Origin of the sequence: Oricola sp. (assembly GCF_022763245.1) — a bacterium.
Taxonomy (GTDB): domain Bacteria; phylum Pseudomonadota; class Alphaproteobacteria; order Rhizobiales; family Rhizobiaceae; genus Oricola.
In genome coordinates this window covers 340,886-357,349 of sequence record NZ_JALEGV010000040.1, presented here as the reverse complement: position 1 = coordinate 357,349, position 16,464 = coordinate 340,886, and the positions used below count along the sequence as shown (strand labels likewise).

Sequence of the window (16,464 nt, the reverse complement as noted above, 5' to 3'; positions counted from 1 at the left end):
CGTTGTTTACAGATGTTTATTACGGATTTCTCGAAAATACACTAGAATGTCCTAGCGCGCCAAGAGCGCTGACACATGTGCTATGATGTATTGATGGCATTGCGCGCGGCTGCCACACATCCTGCGATGTACCAATCCGTTAATGGCGAACCGTACCATGATAAGGGCTGGGGCGGCCGAATGGCGGCTATCGGCCGCGAATGCTGGTCCGAACGCAAAAAACGAAGGCCTCATCCGGGCTCAAAGCTCAAATTGACTGTCAATCACCAAGCGTCCGTCTTGGGGCGCGCAAAGCAGCCGTCCGTGTCGACGCGCCAACGGCGACATCCGGGATGTGATGGCCAATTCGCCCGTTCTGGCGAATTTCTCATGAGGTCTCCGAGCCGTAAGCAGCCCCTTTCGCTCGAATCGCCCTATTACTCTCTTAGGTATCCCCCCGGCGTCGGCGTGGTCACGATCACGGCTTCGCCGGTCTTCACGGATGTCTGGTCGCAGTGCTTCAGTTGCTCGATCGAGCCGTCGAGCCTACGGATTTCCGTCTTGCCGCATTGCCCGTCGCCGCCGCCGTCGAGGCCCCTGGGCGGATTGATGCGGTGCGACGAGAGGATCGCGCATTCCATGTCCTCCTGGAAGCGCAGCACGCGCCGCGTGCCGTCGCCGCCGCGGAACGTCCCGCCGCCGCCGGAGCCTTCGCGGATCGAGAATTCCTCGACCACGATCGGATAACGCATCTCCAGGATTTCCGGATCGGTCATGCGGGTGTTGGTCATGTGGACATGCACGCCCGACGCGCCGGCAAAGCCGCGCCCGGAATTCATCCGGCCGGCCGGCGACCCGGAGCAGATCGTCTCGTAATTCTGGTAGCGTGCATTGCCGTAGGTCAGGTTGTTCATCGTTCCTTCCGAGTTGGCCAGCGCGTCGAGCGCGTAGAGCAGGCAGTTGGTCACGTGCTGGCTCGTCTCGGTATTGCCGGCCACCACGGCGGCCGGGTAGGTCGGCTTCAGCATGCAGCCGTCGGGGATGACGATGTTGATCGGCCGCAGGCAGCCGGCATTCATCGGAATGTTGCCTTCCACCATCAGCCGGAAGACATACAGCACCGCCGCGCGCGCAACGGGTTCCGGCGCGTTGAAGTTGTTCTTCTCCATCGGCGAGGTGCCGGTGAAATCAACGGTCGCCTGGCGTTCGGCCTTGTCGACCGTGATCTTCACCCGGATCGTCTGGCCGTTGTCGGTCGGATAGTCCGCCGAGCAATCCGCCAGCGCGTCGATGACGCGGCGCACGCTCTCCTCGGCATTGTCCTGGACGTGGTTCATGTAGGCCTGCACGACCGGCAGCGTGAAATGGCCGACCATGCGGCGCAACTCGGCGACGCCCTTCTCGTTGGCGGCGATCTGGGCGCGCATGTCGGCGAGGTTCTGCGCCGGGTTGCGCGCCGGCCACGGATGGTCGGTCAGGAGTTGGATGAAGGCCTTCTCGCGCAGCCTGCCGTTCTCGACCAGCTTGAAATTGTCGATCAGCACGCCTTCCTCGTCCACATGGGTGGCGCGCGGCGTCGCCGACCCGGGCGCCATGCCGCCGATGTCGGCGTGGTGGCCGCGCGAGGCGACGAAGAACAGGATCTCCTCGCCCGCATCGTCGAAGACTGGCGTCACCACGGTGATGTCGGGCAGGTGGGTGCCGCCATTATAGGGGGCGTTCAGCGCGTAGACGTCGCCCGGCTTCATCTTAGGGTTCTGGCGGATGATCGATTCCACCGACCGGTCCATCGAGCCCAGATGCACCGGCATGTGCGGAGCGTTGGCCACCAGCGCGCCGGTATGGTCGAAGACCGCGCAGGAGAAATCCAGCCGCTCCTTGATGTTCACCGAGGAGGCGGTGTTCTGCAGCGTCACGCCCATCTGTTCGGCGATCGACATGAAGAGATTGTTGAACACCTCCAGCATCACCGGGTCGGCCTGCGTGCCGATCGGCGCGACGCGCGCCTTCTCGACGTGCCGGGTCATCAGGATCTGGTTGTGGCCGGTGACTTCGGCCTGCCAGCCGGGCTCGACGACGATGGTCTGGTTGTCCTCGATGATGATCGCCGGACCCGTCACGCGGTCGCCCGGCGCGAGCGGGGCCGTCGCGCTGTGCGTGCGCAGGAACAGGCCGGCCTCCTGCCATTCGCCGCCGGTGAAGATGCGCTGCGCCGTCTCGGCGCCCCGGTCCTTCATCTCGGGCTTGGCCGTTTCGCCGGCTTCCGCATGCTCAGGCGTCGCCTCGGAGGCCTCGACGCCCACCGCCTCGACGATCAGTTCGCGCGACGGGTCGGTGAAGCCGAATTGCGCCATGTGCGCGGCCTCGAAATCGCGGGCGGCCTTGTCGAGGTCGGCGCCGTCATAGCGCACGTCGATCGTCGTGTCGGTGCCCGAATAGCGGATATGAAGCACCGGCTGCGTCGAGATGGCGTCTGCGGCGATGCCCTGGCCGGTCAGTTCCTCCGTCGCTTCGCCGGCAAGCTGCGCGATCAGCCCCTCGATCGCGGAACGGCTGTCTTCGCCCAGCGTCTCGACCAGCGCGTGCTGCCGCGAGGCGTAGGTCTTCGACAGGCCGATGCCATAGGCCGAGAGCAGGCCGGAATAGGGGTGGATCAGCACCGCCTTCATGCCGAGCGCGTCGGCGACGAGGCAGGCATGCTGGCCGCCGGCGCCGCCGAAGCAGTTGAGCGCGTAGCCCGTCACGTCATAGCCGCGCTGCACCGAGATCTTCTTGATCGCGTTGGCCATGTTTTCCACGGCGATGGTGATGAAGCCCTCCGCCACTTCCTCCGGCGTCCGGCCGTCGCCGACCTCCGCCGCAAGCGCCCGGAACTTCTCGCGCACGATGTCGGCGTCGAGCCGCTCGCTCTGCTCGGGGCCGAAGATCGCCGGGAAATGCAGCGGATCGAGCTTGCCCGTCATCACGTTGGCGTCGGTCACGGTCAGCGGTCCGCCGCGCCGATAGGCCGCCGGGCCGGGATTGGCGCCGGCCGAATCCGGTCCGACCTGGAAGCGTCCCGCCTCGTAATGCAGGATCGAGCCGCCGCCGGCCGCCACGGTGTGGATGCGCATCATCGGCGCGCGGATGCGCACGCCGGCGACCTCGGTGTCGAAGGCCCGCTCATAGGCGCCGGCATAGTGGGCCACATCCGTCGACGTGCCGCCCATGTCGAAGCCGATCACGTCCTGGAAGCCTTCGGCCCGCGCGGTTTCCACCATGCCGACCACGCCGCCGGCGGGACCGGACAGGATCGCGTCCTTGCCCTGGAACAGTTCCGCCGCGGTCAGCCCGCCCGACGACATCATGAATTGCAGCCGCGTGCCGCCCGGCTCGTCGGAGACGCCCAGTTCGCTGGCCACCTGGTCGACATAGCGCCGCAGGATCGGCGACAGATAGGCGTCCACCACCGTCGTGTCGCCGCGTCCGACGAGCTTCGCCAGCGGCGAGACCTTGTGGCTGACCGAGATCTGCGAGAAGCCCATCATGCGCACCATTTCCTCGGCCGCGAGCTCGTGCTCGGGATAGGCCCAGGCATGCATGAAGGCGATGGCGACGGCCTCGATACCCTCGTCAAAGGCCGTGCGCACGTCGGTCTCGACGGCGGCCAGGTTGACGGGCGTCTCCACCGTGCCGTCGGCGAGCACGCGCTCCGGCACCTCGATCACGCGCTCATAGAGCTGTTCGGGCAGGATGATCTCCTTGGCGAAGATGTCCGGCCGCGCCTGGTAGGCGATGCGCAGCGCGTCGCGGAAGCCGCGGGTGATCAGCAGCAGCGTCCGGTCGCCCTTGCGCTCCAGGAGCGCGTTGGTCGCCACCGTCGTGCCCATGCGCACCGTGCCGATCCTGACGGCGGGGACGGGCTGGCCCTTGGCCACGCCCAACAGGTCGCGAATGCCCTGCACGGCGGCGTCGCGATAGGCTTCCGGGTTCTCCGACAACAGCTTGTAGGGGTGGATGTTGCCCGCCGGGTCGACGCCCAGGACGTCGGTGAACGTGCCGCCGCGGTCGATCCAGAAATCCCATCTGTCGGTCATGAAGAACTCCTTTGCCTGCGCGTTTTGTGGCGGAGTTTGCCGGTGCGGGCAACCCTCGGCGGCGTGCAACGCGCTCTTACATCGGCACGGCTCTTCCGTTAGAAGAAACCGATGTCGATTTGGGTCCGAATCTCCGATTTCGTGTCGGCCAAGGCGACGACCGCGCTGACCGGCGTGGTCGAGGCCGTGCGCACGATGTTTGCCGGCGATCCGGAGACCCGCCGCCGCGTCGCCTTTTCCATCGCCATGATCGCGCTGTCGGCGAAGATGGCGAAGGCCGACGGCATCGTCACGGCCGAGGAGGTGGACGCCTTTCGCGAGATCTTCGAGATCCCCGCCGAAGACGCCAACCGCGTCGCCAATCTCTACAATCTCGCCAAGCAGGACGTCGCCGGCTACCGGGCCTATGCCGAGCAGGTGGCCGGCCTGTGCGGCGACGGCATGACCAATTGCCCGCTGCTGATCGACGTGCTCGACGGGCTGTTCCACATCGCCAAGGCCGACGGCGTCATCCATCGCAAGGAACTGGATTTCCTCACCGACGTCGCGGGCATCTTCGGCATCTCCGGCACGGCCTTCGAGCGTGTCGTCGCCCGCCATGTCGACAAGGGCCGCCGCGACCCGTGGCGCATTCTGGGACTGGACGAAGGCGTCGGCCATGCCGAGGCGCGCCGCCGCTACCTGCAACTGGTGCGCGAGAACCATCCGGACCAGCTGGTCGCGCGCGGCCTGCCGGAAGAGTTCATCAAGATCGCCAATGACCGCATCGCCGCGATCAACGACGCCTGGGAGACGATCGAGCCGGAGCTGCGCCGCCAATGAGCGAAGCGCCCTTCGCGCCGGACCACGCCGAAGCCGAATGCCGCCTCTCGCCCAATGCCGGCGAGCGGCGCGGCGACAGGCCCGTCGACATCCTGTTGCTGCACTATACCGGCATGGAGACCGGCCAGGCGGCGGAAGACCGCCTGTGCGACGCGCAAAGCGAGGTCTCCAGCCACTACCTCGTCCACGAGGACGGCCGCATCGTGCAGATGGTGCCGGAATCAGAACGCGCCTGGCATGCCGGCGCGAGCTTCTGGAAGGGCGAGACCGACGTCAATTCGCGCTCCGTCGGCATCGAGATCGTCAATGGCGGCCATGATTTCGGCCTGCCGGCCTTTCCCGACCGCCAGATCGAGGCGGTGATCGCGCTGTCGAAAGGCATTCTGGCCCGCCACGCAATCGCGCCGGAACGGGTGCTGGCGCATTCCGACGTCGCCCCGCAGCGCAAGCGCGATCCCGGCGAGCGCTTCCCGTGGCACGTTCTGGCCGCGTCAGGCATCGGCCACTGGGTGGAACCGTCAGCGATCCGCGGCGGCCGCTTCTTTGCGTTAGGCGATGCCGGCCAGCCGGTCGAGGCGCTGCAATCCATGCTCGCGCTCTATGGCTATGGCGCCGCCATCGGCGGCGTCTTCGACGAGCGCACCGCGGCCAACGTCGCCGCCTTCCAGCGCCATTTCCGACCCGAACGCGTCGACGGCGTCGCCGACGCCTCGACGATCGAGACGCTGCACCGGCTGCTTACGGCGCTTCCCGACCTGAGGTGACGGCGTCCGCCATCCGGTTCAGGAAGGCGTCCATCTGCGCCAGGCTCTCGTCACCCTGGGCGGAGGGGAAGCTCTGGAACACGTGGCAGCCGCCCGGATAGATACCGAGTTCGACGCCATTTCCCGCCGCATGCCAGCGATGCGCCATCATCATCGTGTCGTCGATCAGGAGGTCCTGCGTGCCGCAGGTGAACAGCGCCGGCGGCATGTGCTCGAGCGTTGCGTAAAGCGGCGAAATGTCGGCCGCGCGCCGGTCCCGGCCTTCGGGCACGAAAAGCCCGGTGCAGCGCTTCACGTCTTCCGTGGCGAGGACGAGCGGTTCAGGCCCCCAGTTGCGCACGCTCGGCGTGCCGCCGAGATCGTAGCAGCCGGCAACCAGATTGGCGGCGTGGAACGGCCAGACCCCGTGCCGGTCGCGCAGCCGCAGCAGCGTCACGGCGGTCAGATGCCCGCCCGCCGATTCGCCGCCGATGGCGAGGAACTGCCGCGGCAGGTCGTGCTGCGTGTCGGAGAGAAGCCACAGCGCCGCCGCCTCGCAATCGTCCGGCGCGGCGGGGTAGGGGTGTTCCGGCGCGAGGCGATAGTCGACCGAGACCGTCACCAGCCCGACATTTTCAGCGATGCGGCGCATCCTCTCGTCGTTTTCCGATGGTGACCCCATCACCCATCCGCCGCCATGGATGTGCAGATAGGTGCCGCGCGCCTCGCGGGTCGTCGGGCGCAGCACGCGCAGCGGAATGTCGTTGCCGTCCGGGCCCGTGACGATGAAGGTCTCGGCATGCGGGTCGGGCGCGCACAGCGGAAACACGCCGCGTCCGGAAGCGCGCGCCGTGCGCACCACCGGCATCGGTATCGACCACCGGTTCGGCACGCTGGAAATCGCCTCGACGATGCGCCGGTTGAGCGCGCGGGCTTCGTCCGGGATGTTTTCCTCGGCGAAAACGGCGGCGTCCGGCCAGCGTGGTTCGGCAAGCTTCGTCATCGAATGTCTCCGGGCGTGGTGGGTGGGTGATCCTGATCCTCGCCCGCTGCGTAGCATGGCAGGTGTGAGGCCGCCAGAACCGGAAGGCGGCCGTCGGCGAAACGAAGGGAGCGTTGAGAATGCGGGCATTGCGCCTCGGGCTTGCGATACTGGCCGCGGCATTGGCCGGGCTGATCGTCTGGGCCGTCCTTGCCGGCGATTTCGGCGAGGCCGGGCGCTGGCTGACCTCCGACCCCTGGGGCATCGTCACCCTTGCCGACCTCTATCTCGGCTTCGTGCTGGCCGCCGTCGTCATCGCTACCCTGGAACGCCGCTGGACCGCCATCCTCTGGATCGCGCCGATCCCGATCCTCGGCAATGTCTGGACCGCGATCTGGTTCGTCCTTCGATTTCCGGCGCTCCTGCGGCGAAATCAGGCCCCTCGTGCCGGCGGTTGAGGGCGCTCGCCTTGACAGCACACGCCTTGCGAACGTCATAATCATTGACGGTCGGACGGACGGGGCCGGACGATTCGGGGGAGTTGGACGATGGCGGTACAGATTCTGGTTGCGGATGATCACCCCCTTTTCAGGGACGCGATCAAGTCCGCCATCAGCATCCCGCTCGGCGACGATTTCGAACCGCCGATGATCCGCGAGGCGGAGGATTTCGGCTCGGCGATCACCTCGCTGAACGAACACCCCGAAACCGATCTTGTGCTGCTCGACCTTTCCATGCCCGGTTCCAGCGGCCTGTCCGCGCTGGTCTCGGTGCGCGCAGCCTTTCCGGCGGTGCCGGTCATCGTCATCTCCGGAACGGACGACGCGTCGACCGTGCGCCGGTCGATCGAACTCGGCGCGTCGGGCTTCATCTCGAAATCCGCCCGCACCGACGCGATCCGCAAGGGCGTGGCCGACGTGCTGGCCGGCGACATCGCCTTGCCGGAAGGCATCAATCTGGGCAGCGAGCACGATCCGGAAATCGGCGACCTGATCCGCCGCATCCGCACGCTGACGCCGCAGCAGGCGCGTGTCCTCGGCATGCTGGGCGAGGGGCTGCTGAACAAGCAGATCGCCTACGAGCTCAGCGTCTCGGAGGCGACCATCAAGGCGCATGTCTCCGCTGTCCTGCAGAAGCTCAACGTCGACAGCCGCACCCAGGCGGTGATCCTCCTGTCGAAGATCGGCGCGGACATGCTGCGCGACGAGCAGGACTGACAGGCTCTCGCAGTTTCGGACCTTATTCCGCCGCCGCGATCCGGTCCGGTGCGGCATTGGCCAGGAGGGCGCGCAGCGCCGCCGGCTTCAGTGGCTTGTTGAGAATGTGGATCTCGGCCTGCGCCGCTGCCGTGCGCAGCGTGGCCGAGCGGTCGGCCGTCGCCAGGATCGCCAGCATGCCGGGCGCCAGCCTGGAGCGCACCGCCGCGATGACGTCCAGCCCGTTCTGACCCTCGTCGAGGTGGTAGTCCGCGATGATCACATGCGGCACGGCACCGGATTTGGCGATGTCGCGCAGAAGCGCCTTCTGCGTCGTCGCCGCGATCACGGTCGCGCCCCAGCCTTCCAGCAGCACGCGCATGCCCGACAGGATCGTCTCCTCATTGTCGATGCAGGCGACGACCGTGCCGGCCAGAACCCGCCGCACGGCGGCCGTCCGGTTGACGCGCGCCGGCTCGGCGATCAGTTCGGCGGAGGACCGCGCGATGCGCACGGTGAACACGCTGCCGACATTGGTGCGCGATTTCATCTCGATCTTGAGGTCGAGGACCCGCGAGATGCGGTCGACGATGGAAAGGCCGAGCCCCAGCCCGCTGGCGATGCGCGCGCCTTCCTGCAGCCGCTCGAATTCTCGGAACACGGTCTTCGCCTTCTTCGACGAGATGCCGATGCCGGTGTCGTAGACGCAGATCAGCGCGTCGTCGCCGTCGTGGCGCACGCCGACAAGAACCCGGCCGGTCTTGGTGTATTTGAGCGCGTTGGAAACCAGGTTCTGGACGAGGCGGCGCAACAGGTTGCGGTCGGACTCGACCACCACCGAGGAGGGCACCACGACGAAGTCGAGCTTCTTCTCGCTCGCGAACGGCTGGAAGTCGGTCTTGATCTGGTTGAGCAATTCGCCGAGCGAGAACACCGACGGGCTGGGCGTCATCGCGCCGGCGTCGAGGCGCGAGATATCGAGCACGGCGCCGATGATGTTCTCCACGGCCTGCAGCGAGGAATCGATCTTCTGCGCGATGTCGCGTTCCGACGACCGCTTGCCCGCCGTCCGCTCCACCAGCGACGATGTGTAGAGCCGGGCGGCGTTGAGCGGCTGGGTGATGTCGTGGCCGGCGGCGGCCAGGAAGCGCGTCTTCGACAGGTTGGCTTCCTCGGCCAGCGCCCGCGCCTGCGCCAGTTCGCGGTTCACATTGGTCAGTTCGGCGGTGCGCGCGGCGACGCGGTGTTCGAGGCTTTCCTTGGCCCGTTGCAGCGCCTCGTCGGCCTCCACCCGGCCGGTGATGTCGGTATAGGTGACGACGATGCCGCCGTCCGGCATCGGGTTGGAGCGGATTTCCAGGATTCGCCCGCCGCGCTTTAGCGGCAATTGCCAGGCGCGCTTGAAGCCGGTGATGTTGTCGACCGCTTCGAACGCCATCGCCTCGTCGATCTGGCCGTCCTGCACCAGCCGCTCGGTGATCAGCTTGAGCGGATAGCCGAACTGGCCGGTCTGGCTCGGCAGGCTGAGCAGCGCGCGGAACTGCGTGTTCCAGTTGGTCAGGCGCAGGTTGTTGTCGAAGACCGAAATCCCCTGGTCCATCTGGTTGAGGGCCATCTGCAGGAGGTCGCGGTTCTGCTGCAGCGCCTCCGACGCGTCGTCGAGCAACTGGACCGTCTCGCGCGACGAGGCGCCGTCCTTCTCGAACAGCAGCGACAGGACGAGCCGCGCCGAGGACGAGCCGACGGCGCTTGCGAGGATCTGCTCGGCATAGCGCACCACGGTGATGTCGGTCGTCTGGCGCCCGTCGAGCTTGCGGCCCTCGCGCTCCTCGAAGGCGGCGAAGGCGCGTTCGGTGCGCGCCCGGCCGACATAGCGGCTCAGCGTCGCCTTCAGGTCGTTGATCGTGATCGTCGTGCGGAAGCGGCGGATCTTGACGCCCTGCGGCGCGTCATGCGGCACGAAGGTCAGCGCCTGCAGGCGTTCCAGCGGCGTCTGCGCCCGCGAGGCCGAGCCGATGAACAGAAGCGCGACATTGACCAGGAGGCTCCAGAACACGCCGTGGTTCAGCGGTTCGGCCTGCAGCCCGAACAGCGCCTGCGGCTGCAGCGCGTCGATCCCGAACAGGCCGTTCTGGATGAAGGCGTGGTCGGGGCCGAGCAGGGTCGGCAGCAGCAGCGTGTAGGTCCACACGACGAAGCCCGCACCCATCCCGAGGATCGCGCCGCGCGCATTGGCGTCGCGCCAGAACAGCCCGATGATCAGGGCCGGCGCGAATTGCGCCACTGCAGCGAACGACAACAGGCCGATCGCGGCGAGCTGCGTCGAATTCGCCGCCGCGCGATAATAGGCGAAGGCGGCGATCAGCATGATGAAGATCGACACGCGGCGGATGTTCAGGATCACCCGTGTCCAGTCGCCGGAATCGGTGCGCAGGCGCCCGCCGAACCGCCACAGCATCAGCGGGATGATCAGGTCGTTGGAGATCATGATCGCCAGCGCGACCGAGGCGACGATCACCATCGCGGTCGCAGCCGAAAGACCGCCGGTAAACGTCAGGAAGGCCAGGAAGTCCTGTCCCGCCGAAAGCGGCAGCGCCAGCACGTAGGAATCAGGCGAGACCTCCGGCCCGAGGTTCAGCATGCCCGACACCGCCAGCGGCAGCACCAGGAGGTTGATGACGATCAGGTAGAGCGGGAACAGCCAGACCGCGCGGCGCAGCTCCACCTCCGAGCGGTTTTCCACCACGGTCACGTGGAACTGGCGCGGCAGGGCGAGGATCGCCGAGGCGCTGAGGAAGGTCATCACGATCCAGGTCGCCGGCGAACTGCCCTGGACGATCGCCGACACCACCCGGTCGTCATTGCGCATGGCGTCGAAGATCGGGCCCGGGCCGCCGAACATGAAGAACACCACCGCCCCGCCGACCAGCAGGAACACCGCGATCTTGACGAACGATTCCAGCGCCACGGCCAGGATCAGACCGTCCTGGTGCTCGGTGGCGTCGGCATGGCGCGTGCCGAACAGGATCGCGAAGATGCTCAGGAACACCGAGACGATCAGCGAGATGTCGACGTGGAAGGTCGATTGCGCAGTCTCGAACACGTCGTAATGGCTCGCCATCAGCGTGACGGAATCCGAAATCGCCTTCAATTGCAGCGCGATATAGGGAACCGTGCCGACCACGGCGATCACGCTCGCCAGCGCCGCCACCCAGGCGTTCTTGCCGTAGCGCGACGCCAGGAAGTCGGCGATCGAGGTGATCTTCTCCGCCTTGGACAAGGCGATGATGCGCTCGATCAGCTTGTAGCCGAGCGTGAAGACGAGGATCGGCCCCAGATAGATGGTGAAGAACTGGAAGCCGTTATGTGAGGCGACGCCGACGGATCCGAAGAACGTCCAGGAGGTGCAGTAGACCGCGAGGCTGAACGCATAGATGTTCGGCCGCGGTACGGTGCTCGGTCCGCCGCGAGACTTGCGGTCGCCATATGCTGCCACGGCGAACAGGATCGCCAGGTAGCCGAAAGCGACGATGATGATCAGGCCGCCCTGCATCGCTCCTCCGAAACGCAGCCGCATTGAAGCAAAACGGTGCGAATCTGTCCAATCCGGTTGATTAGGCTGTTTTTTTGCCGCTTGCCAGATTTGCCGTCTGGCGCTGGGTGCCGCAGCGCGCTACGGCTTAGGCGTTTGGGGCGACACGGACCGGATCGGAGACGTATCATGAGCATGGTCAACGAATTCAAGGAGTTTATTTCCAAGGGCAACGTGATGGACCTCGCCGTGGGTGTCATCATCGGTGGGGCCTTTGGCGGCATCGTGAAGTCCCTCACGGACGACGTCATCATGCCGATCGTCGGCGCGATCTTCGGCGGCTTCGATTTCACGGAGTATTTCCTGCCGCTGGCGTCCGGCGTCACCGCGTCGACGCTGGAGGGTGCCCGCGAACAGGGCGCCGTGCTCGCCTATGGCGCCTTCATCACCCAGGTTCTGAACTTCCTGATCCTCGCCTGGATCATCTTCCTGATGGTCAAGGGCGTGAACAGCCTGCGCCGCAAGCAGGAGGAAGCGCCCGCCGCTCCGCCCGCGCCGCCGGCCGATGTCGCGCTGCTGACCGAGATCCGCGATCTCCTGAAGAAATAGCGGCCCCACGCCGTTCGCGAGCGCCCCGGCCTTGCGCCGGGGCAGCCCGTCGGCGCCTTCATCCAAGGACACGACATGAACGAGAATGCTGCCGGGCTCGACGGATTCGCGCTGCGCCGGGAGGCCCGCGACGCGCCGGCGAGCGGGATCGTCGAGGTCTTCCAATATGCGCGTGACCGCGCCGGGCTGATCCCGCTCTGGGTCGGCGAGGGCGATCAGCCGACGCCGGAGTTCATCTCGAGGCCCGCGGCCGACGCGCTGATCGGCGGCGAGACCTTCTACACCTGGCAGCAGGGCATTCCGCCGCTGCGTGAGGCGCTGGCCCGCTATTTCACCCGCCATTTCGGCATCGAGACCGGGCCGCACGACTACATCGTCACCGGCTCCGGCATGCAGGCGATCCAGCTCGCGCTGCAGGCCGTCGCGGGCGCGGGCGACGAATGCGTCTATCTGGCGCCCGCCTGGCCGAATTTCCCCGCCGCGCTCGAAGTCGCCGGCGGCAAGGCGGTCCCGGTCGAACTCGATTTCTCCGAAAACGGCTGGACGCTCGACCTTGAAAGGCTGGAAGCCGCCGTCACGCCGCGCACACGGGCGCTCTTCATCAACACGCCCTCCAACCCGACCGGCTGGGCGGCGACGCGCGAGACCCTGTCGGCCATCCTCGACATCGCCCGCCGCCGGGACCTCTGGATCGTCGCCGACGAGATCTATTCGCTGTTCTGGTACGGCGAGGGCAGCCGCGCGCCGTCCTTCCTCGACATCCAGTCGCCACAGGACCGCATCCTCTACGTCAACAGCTTCTCCAAGAACTGGGCGATGACGGGCTGGCGCGTCGGCTGGATCAAGGCGCCGCCGGCCCTGATGCCGGTGCTCGAAAACCTGGTCCAGTATTCCACCTCCGGCGTGCCGCAATTCCTGCAGCGCGGCGCGCAGGCGGCGCTCGACGGGGGCGACGATTTCGTTGCCGAACACGTTGCCCGCGCCGCCGAGGGGCTCGACATCGTCACCACGGCGCTGAGAGCCACCGGACGCGCGCGCTTCGCCCGCCCGCAGGGCGCGTTCTACCTGTTCTTCGCCATCGACGGCGTGACCGACAGCATGGCGAGCGCCAAGCGCATCGTCGACGAGACCGGCGTCGGCCTCGCGCCGGGCATCGCCTTCGGCCCGGAGGGCGAGGGCTTCTTCCGGCTCTGCTTCAACCGCGATCTCGGGCAACTGGCCGAAGCCGGCGATCGACTGCAACGCTACATTGCGGCATCCGACTGAACAAACGCACGGATTTGTAAGAATTCCCTGCTTGATGGTATTGCATTGACGCTGCGGACGGGGATGAGGCGATGCGGTCGGGTATGATGCATGTCAGGCGGGCGATCGTCGAGATCGGCATATTCTCGTTCTTCGTGAACGCGCTGATGCTGGTCATGCCGATCTACATGCTGCAGGTCTATGACCGCATCCTGCCGTCGTCGTCGATCGAGACGCTGTTCTTCCTGTCCATTCTGGCTGCTGCCGCCCTGCTTCTGCTGGCCGTGCTGGAGACCGTGCGCGCCATCTACGCCAACCGCATCGCCGCGCGGCTCGACGTGGCGCAGAGCGCCGACGCGATGATGGCGGCGATGGAGTCGCCGCGCGCGCCGCTGGGCGACGTGCAGACGCTGCGCGACCTGTCGGCCGTGCGCTCCTTCATCGACTCCCGCTCGGCCTTCGCCCTGTTCGACCTGCCCTTCGCGCCCTTCTTCATCGGCCTGCTCTGGCTGATCCACCCGGTCCTGTTCTGGCTGGCGGCGGCCGGGTCTGTCATCCTCGCCTGCGCCGCCGTCGCCAACCAGTTGGCCAGTTCGGCCGCGGTGCGCCGGTCGTCGGAACACAACATCGCGGCGATGATGACCGCCCAGTCCTTCGTCCGCAACGCCGAGACGCTGCGCGCCATGGGCATGACCGGCAACGCCATCGCCGCCTGGGGCAACCAGCACGCGCCGGCTCTGACCGCCAGTGACGACGTCGCCCGCATCAACGCCTTCTTCACCGGCCTGTCGCGGTTCCTGCGCCTGGGGCTGCAGGTCGCCATGCTCGGCTTCGGCGCGTGGCTGGTGCTGCATGACGAGATGACCGCGGGCATGATCTTCGCCGCTTCGATCATCTCCGGCCGCGGCCTGCAGCCGATCGACCAGGTGATCGGCGGCTGGCGCCAGTTCGTCGAGGTGCGCGCCGCCTGGGTGCGGTTTTCCAGGGCGATGGCGGAACGCGCGTCCGAGAAGCCGCGCACCGAACTGCCCGCGCCGGCCGGCCGCGTCGATGTCGAGGATCTCGTCTACCTGGCGCCCAGCGCCAACAAGGAAGCCCGGCCGATCATCAAGCGCATATCGTTTCGCGTGCCCGCCGGCGCGGTCGTCGGCATGGTCGGCCCGAGCGGCGCCGGCAAATCGACGCTGGCGCGCCTGCTGGTCGGCGCGATCCGGCCGCGGTCGGGCCATGTGCGCATCGACGGCGCCGACCTGCGCAACTGGGATCCGGACCATCTCGGCCGCCACCTGGGCTATCTGCCGCAGGACGTCGAATTGCTGCCCGGCACGATCGGCCAGAACATCGCCCGCTTTACGCCCGACCATACCGACGCCGACATCGTCACGGCGGCGCAGCGCGCCCATGTCCATGACCTCATCCAGTCCATGCCCGAGGGCTATGACACCGTGATCGGCCCGCAGGGCATGGTGCTGTCCGGCGGGCAGCGCCAGCGCGTCGGCCTCGCGCGCGCCTTCTTCGGCGAGCCGAGCCTTCTCGTCCTCGACGAGCCCAACGCCAATCTCGACACCGACGGCGACCGCGCGCTGGAACTGGCGCTGGAAGAGGCCCGCCGCAGCAAGACGACGGTCGTCATCGTCACGCAGCGCCGCTCCATCATCGAGAAGGTGGACGCGCTGATGCTCGTGCGCGACGGCGAGATCGAGGATTACGGCACCCGCGACGAGGTCATGGCGCGCCAGAAGAAGAAGGCGCTGGAAGAGGCCGCGCGCCGCAAGCAGGCCGCCAATCTCAACAAGGACGCGCCGCCCGACACGCCCGACCCGCAGCCGCCCAAAGACGACGCTGCAAAGGGTGAGGCGGGCAAATCGCCCTTCGCCTCCTTCGGACCCGGCATGCGGCCGATCCCCGGCGGCGCCAAGAAGCGGGAGGGCTAGGAGATGGCCAAGGCACAAAAGCCGTCGGCTCCGGCATCCGGCGACTGGGCGGGCGCGGTGCGCACCGGCACGGCCGGCGTCGCGTTGCTCGGCTATGCGTCCATCGCGCTCTTCGTCGGCGTCTTCGGCGTCTGGGCGGCGACGGCTCCGCTCGGCGGCGCGGCGATCGTCTCCGGCGTCATCGCGGCGGCCGGCCAGAACCAGGTGGTGCAGCATCTCGAAGGCGGCATCATCCAGTCCATCCATGTGCACGAAGGCGACCGGGTGTCGGCCGGCGATCCGCTCTTCACGATGGACGACACGCGCGCCCGCGCGACGCTCAACACCCGCACCAAGCAGTGGATCAATCTCAGCGCGCGCAAGGCCCGCCTTCAGGCGCAGCGCGACGACGCTGCCGACGTGACATTCGCGCCCGATCTGCAGGCGCTCGCCGAGGAAAACGGGCTCGGCCACGTGCTCGAGGAACAGCGCGCCGAATTCCTTGCCCGGCTGGCCCGCTTCAAGTCCGAGGTCGTCATCCTCAACCAGCGCGTCGCCGCCGGGCAGGACGCCATCGCCGGCTTCGAGAGCCAGAAGAGGGCGCTGGAAGAACAGCTCGCCGTCGTCAGCGAGGAGACCGAGCGTAAGGAGAAGCTGCTGGATCAGGGGCTGACCAACCGCTCCGAATACACCGCGCTCCTGCGTTCGCAGGCCGATCTCATCGGCCAGATCGGCGCGATCGCCGCTCAGCTCGAACAGACGCGCACGCAGATCGCCGAGGCGAAGGAACAGCTCGTCCGCCAGGACACGCAGCGCGTCGAGCAGTCGCTGACGGAACTGAACGACGTCACTGCCCAGATCGGCGAGACGGAGGAATTGCTGAGCGCCGCGCGCGACGTGCTGACCCGCATCGTCATCCGTGCTCCGTCCGACGGGCTGATCGTGCGCATCAACCAGAACACGCCGGGCAGCGTCGTCGGTCCGGGCGAGGCGATGGCGCAATTGCTGCCGACCAGCTCCGAACTTATCGTCGAGGCGCAGCTCAGCCCGGGCGACGTCGACATCGTGCGTCCGGGTCAGGACGCGGATCTGCGCTTCGTCGCGCTCAACATGCGCACCACGCCGCAGGTGCCGGGCAGCGTGACCTATGTCTCGCCGGACCGGCTGATCGACCCGAAGTCGGGGCAGCCCTTCTTCATCGCGCGCCTGCGCATCACCGACGAACTGCCGCCGGACGTCGATCGCGACCAGATCTATCCGGGCATGCCCGTCGAGGCGTTGATCTCGACGGGCGAGCGGACCTTCTTCGAATATCTGGCCAAGCCGCTCACGGATTCCTTCAACCGGGCGTTCCGCGAGCAGTAAGG

Annotated in this window: 11 protein-coding genes; 8 read left to right on the top strand and 3 right to left on the bottom strand. The window is 67.1% G+C overall.

Translation table 11 applies throughout. The annotated features are described in order from the left end of the window. Positions 1-416: 416 nt before the first annotated feature. A complete protein-coding gene (locus tag MRY80_RS19125) occupies positions 417-4,055 on the bottom strand; it encodes a hydantoinase B/oxoprolinase family protein (RefSeq protein ID WP_293292661.1) in 3,639 nt (1,212 codons plus the stop codon). A 111-nt stretch (positions 4,056-4,166) separates the two neighbouring features. Between MRY80_RS19125 and MRY80_RS19120 the strand changes: the two genes are divergently transcribed. Both MRY80_RS19120 and MRY80_RS19115 read left to right on the top strand, forming a co-directional pair. Next, on the top strand, positions 4,167-4,877 hold the full coding sequence (locus tag MRY80_RS19120) for a DnaJ family molecular chaperone (protein WP_293292660.1): 711 nt from the start codon (positions 4,167-4,169) through the stop codon (positions 4,875-4,877). Next, positions 4,874-5,641, top strand: coding sequence for an N-acetylmuramoyl-L-alanine amidase (locus MRY80_RS19115; protein WP_293292659.1), 768 nt, complete (start codon positions 4,874-4,876; stop codon positions 5,639-5,641). Before MRY80_RS19120 ends, MRY80_RS19115 begins: the two co-directional genes overlap by 4 nt. Here MRY80_RS19115 and MRY80_RS19110 read toward each other — a convergent pair. Continuing rightward, on the bottom strand, positions 5,616-6,623 hold the full coding sequence (locus MRY80_RS19110) for an alpha/beta hydrolase (protein ID WP_293292658.1): 1,008 nt from the start codon (positions 6,621-6,623) through the stop codon (positions 5,616-5,618). The two genes, MRY80_RS19115 and MRY80_RS19110, sit on opposite strands and share 26 nt — an antisense overlap. 119 nt (positions 6,624-6,742) lie before the next feature. Here MRY80_RS19110 and MRY80_RS19105 point away from each other — a divergent pair, with 119 nt between their 5' ends. Further along, complete coding sequence (locus tag MRY80_RS19105) at positions 6,743-7,060, top strand: hypothetical protein (protein WP_293292657.1); 318 nt, start codon at positions 6,743-6,745, stop codon at positions 7,058-7,060. Between the two features lie 90 nt (positions 7,061-7,150). Continuing rightward, positions 7,151-7,819 carry a response regulator transcription factor gene (locus MRY80_RS19100; RefSeq protein WP_293292656.1) on the top strand — a complete coding sequence of 223 codons (669 nt, stop codon included), beginning with the start codon at positions 7,151-7,153 and terminating at the stop codon, positions 7,817-7,819. 22 nt (positions 7,820-7,841) lie between these two features. On the opposite strand, the gene MRY80_RS19095 is transcribed toward MRY80_RS19100, so the two are convergent. Continuing rightward, positions 7,842-11,351 (bottom strand): PAS-domain containing protein, encoded by a 3,510-nt coding sequence (locus tag MRY80_RS19095; protein ID WP_293292655.1) that lies wholly within the window; start codon positions 11,349-11,351, stop codon positions 7,842-7,844. Positions 11,352-11,525: 174 nt separating this feature from the next. Here MRY80_RS19095 and mscL point away from each other — a divergent pair, with 174 nt between their 5' ends. The 4 genes from mscL to MRY80_RS19075 all read left to right on the top strand — a co-directional run bounded on the left by mscL (position 11,526) and on the right by MRY80_RS19075 (position 16,462). Further along, positions 11,526-11,939 carry a large conductance mechanosensitive channel protein MscL gene (mscL, locus tag MRY80_RS19090; protein ID WP_293293051.1) on the top strand — a complete coding sequence of 138 codons (414 nt, stop codon included), beginning with the start codon at positions 11,526-11,528 and terminating at the stop codon, positions 11,937-11,939. 75 nt (positions 11,940-12,014) lie between these two features. Beyond that, positions 12,015-13,205 (top strand): pyridoxal phosphate-dependent aminotransferase, encoded by a 1,191-nt coding sequence (locus MRY80_RS19085; RefSeq protein WP_293292654.1) that lies wholly within the window; start codon positions 12,015-12,017, stop codon positions 13,203-13,205. Between the two features lie 71 nt (positions 13,206-13,276). Beyond that, complete coding sequence (locus MRY80_RS19080) at positions 13,277-15,118, top strand: type I secretion system permease/ATPase (RefSeq protein WP_293292653.1); 1,842 nt, start codon at positions 13,277-13,279, stop codon at positions 15,116-15,118. A 3-nt stretch (positions 15,119-15,121) separates the two neighbouring features. After that, entirely contained in the window at positions 15,122-16,462 is a 1,341-nt protein-coding gene (locus tag MRY80_RS19075) for an HlyD family type I secretion periplasmic adaptor subunit (RefSeq protein WP_293292652.1), read from the top strand. Positions 16,463-16,464 lie beyond the last annotated feature (2 nt).

Coding starts and splice junctions, on each gene's coding strand:
- mscL (WP_293293051.1), top strand. CDS start 11,526: ATGGTCAACGAATTCAAGGAGTTTATTTCCAAGGGCAACGTGATGGAC.
- MRY80_RS19120 (WP_293292660.1), top strand. CDS start 4,167: ATGTCGATTTGGGTCCGAATCTCCGATTTCGTGTCGGCCAAGGCGACG.
- MRY80_RS19105 (WP_293292657.1), top strand. CDS start 6,743: ATGCGGGCATTGCGCCTCGGGCTTGCGATACTGGCCGCGGCATTGGCC.
- MRY80_RS19075 (WP_293292652.1), top strand. CDS start 15,122: ATGGCCAAGGCACAAAAGCCGTCGGCTCCGGCATCCGGCGACTGGGCG.
- MRY80_RS19110 (WP_293292658.1), bottom strand. CDS start 6,623: ATGACGAAGCTTGCCGAACCACGCTGGCCGGACGCCGCCGTTTTCGCC.
- MRY80_RS19115 (WP_293292659.1), top strand. CDS start 4,874: ATGAGCGAAGCGCCCTTCGCGCCGGACCACGCCGAAGCCGAATGCCGC.
- MRY80_RS19095 (WP_293292655.1), bottom strand. CDS start 11,351: ATGCAGGGCGGCCTGATCATCATCGTCGCTTTCGGCTACCTGGCGATC.
- MRY80_RS19100 (WP_293292656.1), top strand. CDS start 7,151: ATGGCGGTACAGATTCTGGTTGCGGATGATCACCCCCTTTTCAGGGAC.
- MRY80_RS19125 (WP_293292661.1), bottom strand. CDS start 4,055: ATGACCGACAGATGGGATTTCTGGATCGACCGCGGCGGCACGTTCACC.
- MRY80_RS19080 (WP_293292653.1), top strand. CDS start 13,277: ATGCGGTCGGGTATGATGCATGTCAGGCGGGCGATCGTCGAGATCGGC.
- MRY80_RS19085 (WP_293292654.1), top strand. CDS start 12,015: ATGAACGAGAATGCTGCCGGGCTCGACGGATTCGCGCTGCGCCGGGAG.